4 protein-coding genes are annotated in these 3,003 nt (G+C 66.7%); all 4 read left to right on the top strand.

All coding sequences use genetic code 11. The features are described 5' to 3' along the window. On the top strand, positions 1-200 hold a 200-nt coding region (locus tag AB7O82_RS38010), incomplete at its 5' end, for a phage tail protein (protein ID WP_428621933.1). Further along, complete coding sequence (locus tag AB7O82_RS38005; protein ID WP_428621932.1) at positions 197-907, top strand: phage minor tail protein L; 711 nt, start codon at positions 197-199, stop codon at positions 905-907. The genes AB7O82_RS38010 and AB7O82_RS38005, both read left to right, overlap by 4 nt. Positions 908-911: 4 nt before the next feature. Next, complete coding sequence (locus tag AB7O82_RS38000; RefSeq protein ID WP_428556399.1) at positions 912-1,646, top strand: C40 family peptidase; 735 nt, start codon at positions 912-914, stop codon at positions 1,644-1,646. After that, positions 1,646-3,003: TipJ family phage tail tip protein (gene gpJ / locus AB7O82_RS37995; RefSeq protein ID WP_428621931.1), on the top strand; the 1,358-nt coding region annotated here is incomplete at its 3' end. The genes AB7O82_RS38000 and gpJ, both read left to right, overlap by 1 nt.

The raw sequence follows: 3,003 nt of genomic DNA, 5'->3' as shown, positions 1-3,003 counted from the left end.
CGTGGGAGGGCATTGCCTTTGCGGAATGCACCACGATCGACTCGTTTCTCTCCGCGCAGAAGGGCTACCTCGCCTTCCTGTGGACGCCGCCCGGTGCCGGCAGCGCGCTGCAGTTCAAGTGTGAGACCTGGTCAGTCACCAAGACCAGCGGCAACACCGGGACGGTGAAGGCGCGATTCGAGCAGGTGTTCGACCTGTGACCCTCTCACCCGCACTCTCCGCCGATGCACAGTCGCTGGCGCCCGGCGACATCGTCGTACTGTTCGACATCGACACCACGCCACTGGGCGGCAGCGACGTGTGGTACCTCTGCGCCGGCACGATCAACGGCGCAATGCCGGCATGGCGCGGGCACACCTACACGCCTTTTCCGCTCGAGGCTTCGGGATTCGAGTGGGCAGGTCGCGGAGCCCTGCCCAAGCCCAAGCTCACGGTCGGCAATGTCGCCGGCCTGCTGCTGCCGGCAGTGATCCAGTACAACGATCTGGTCGGCGCCAGGGTGACGCGCTGGAAGACGCTGGTGAAATACCTCGACGGCCAGCCCAACGCGGACCCGAACTCGTGCTTCATTCCGGACATCTATTTCATCGATCGCAAGTCGCAGCAGACAGAGAGCCTCATCGAGTTCGAGCTTGCAGCGGCCCTCGACCAGCAGGGCGTCATGCTGCCGCGTCGCCAGCTGATCCGCGACAATTGCAGCGAGACCTACCGGCGCTGGAACGGAACGGCCTTCGTCTACGGCACCTGCCCCTATGCCGGCGCGGCGAAATTCACCAGCAAGGATGCGTCGACCACCGACCCCGCGGCCGATCAGTGCAGCAAGCGCCTGACCGGCTGCCAAGCCCGCTTCGGCGCCGCCAACGAGCTGCCCTTCTCGGGCTTCCCCGGCATCTCCAAGACGCGGTGAACCCATGTTCGAGATCTCCCCGCGCTGCCGCGACGACATGGTCGAGCACGCCCGAGCCGAGGCGCCGCGCGAGTCCTGCGGCCTGATCCTGGATGACACGTACGTTCCGTGCCGCAATGTGGCCGACGACCCGGTCCGTTCCTTCCAGATCGACGGCGAGGCGATGGTTCTCGCCAGGCAATCGGGTCGGCTGCGTGCCGTCGTCCACTCACATCCCGACGGGCCGGCCTGCCCGACGCGTACGGACATGGCCTATCAGGCGGAGGGAGAAATCCCGTGGGGCATTGTGGCCCTGAACCCGGTGCACGGCGCCGAGCTGTTCTTTTTCGGCGACAGCTTGCCCATTGCCCCCTACGAAGGCCGCGTGTTCCGTCACGGCGTCGCCGACTGCTACGCCCTGGTGCGCGACTGGTACCGTCGGGAAAGGGCTCTGACCTTGCCGCTGACGCCGCGTGATCCCGCCTGGTGGGACAGCGGCCAGAACGTCATCGAGGACAATCTCGGGCAGTTCGAGTTCGATGCGCTTGGGCCAAACGAGGATCTCGAGGTCGGCGACGTACCGTTGTTCCAGGTGGCGTCGACGGTGATCAACCATACCGGCATCTACCTCGGCCACGGCCTGATCCTGCACCATCTCAGCAATCGACTGTCGCGCGTCGACGTGCTTGGGCCGTGGCGCCAGAAGTTTCACCGCAAGACCATGCGACTGGGCTCCCTGGCCGATCGGGGCGGCGTGTAATGCTGCGCAAAGTCTACCTCTATGGCGTGCTCGGGCGCCGCTACGGCTGGCGTCACGAGTTCGACATCGAAAGCTTGCCGGAAGCCGTGTGGGCGCTCGACGCCAACCACCCGGGGTTCAAGCGCGATTTCCTGCGCGGACCTGCCTACTTCTTCGTCAAGGGTGCGACGCGTCGGGCCGGGTTGCCGATGGCGCTGGCCGAGCTGGCCATGCCACTCAGCCGCCACGACCTGCATATCGTGCCAGTCGCCTACGGTCACGGCGGCGGCAATGGCGGCCTGGCCGTCGGCAAGATCGTGCTCGGCGTCGCCATGATCGCCGGCGCGTTCTTCACGGCCGGTGCGATGGCGGTCGGCACCGCTGCTGCGGCGGCCGGGGCCGAGGGCTTGGGCATCCCCGCGTCGGCGGCCGGCCTGGGATTGGGATTCTCGGTGGAGCTGCCGCTGATCGGCGCCGTCACCTACGGCCGCATCGCCGGCATCGGCGCCATGATCGCGTTGGGCGGGGTATCGCAGCTCCTGTCGCCGACGCCACAGGCCGCACCGAGCTACTCGGCGGAGCGACCCGAGGCACGTCCGTCCTTCATCTACAACGGGCCGACCAACACGGCCGAGCAGGGCGGCCCAATTCCGATCGTCTATGGGCGCATGCGAGTAGGCTCGGCCTGCTGTGATGGAGATCCTGGAAACGCGAGCCGTCTTCGGGCGGGGTGGTGCCTTCGCGAAGGGGCAGGGTACGCAGCCGATGGGCCGGGTGCCGAGCGAGGCGCCCAACTCGCTGCAGTCGCGCTCGATCGCCCGGTTCCTCGATGTCTGGTGCGAGGGCGAGATCCGCGGCCTGGTGGCCGAGGACCAGTCGATCTTTTTCAAGACACGCCGCTGCAGAACACCGACGGCACATTCAACTTCACGGGCATCTCGTGGGACACGCGCTATGGCCTGCCGTGGGGGGCGCAATCGTATATGGCGGGCTTCCCGTCGAGTCGCAGCGTCATCCAGGTTGGCAGCGGGCTCGGGATAAAGGTCACGCATTCCGCGCCGGTGACGGTCACCTTCACCGATCCGAGCGCCACCCGGAGCGCGGTGATCGTCAAGCTGTCGATCCCGGCACTCTACGATCAGACCGACAGCGATGGCTCGGTGAAGAACCGCTCCGCCGCCTACAACATCCATCTGAAGACCGGGGCCGGCCCGTTCGTGCTGCAGGTCGCCGACGCCTTCGACGGCAAGTGCACCAGCCCCTACCAGCGCGATCATCGCATCGCCCTGCCGGCCGGAACCTCGTGGCAGCTCAAGGTCGAGCGGCCCGGCGTCGACGTCGACCAGTCGCGCATCAAGGACGAGTTCTACTTCACCTC

It is taken from the genome of Reyranella sp., assembly GCF_050185545.1.
GTDB lineage: Bacteria > Pseudomonadota > Alphaproteobacteria > Reyranellales > Reyranellaceae > Reyranella.
This window is presented reverse-complemented; position numbering and strand designations above follow the sequence as displayed.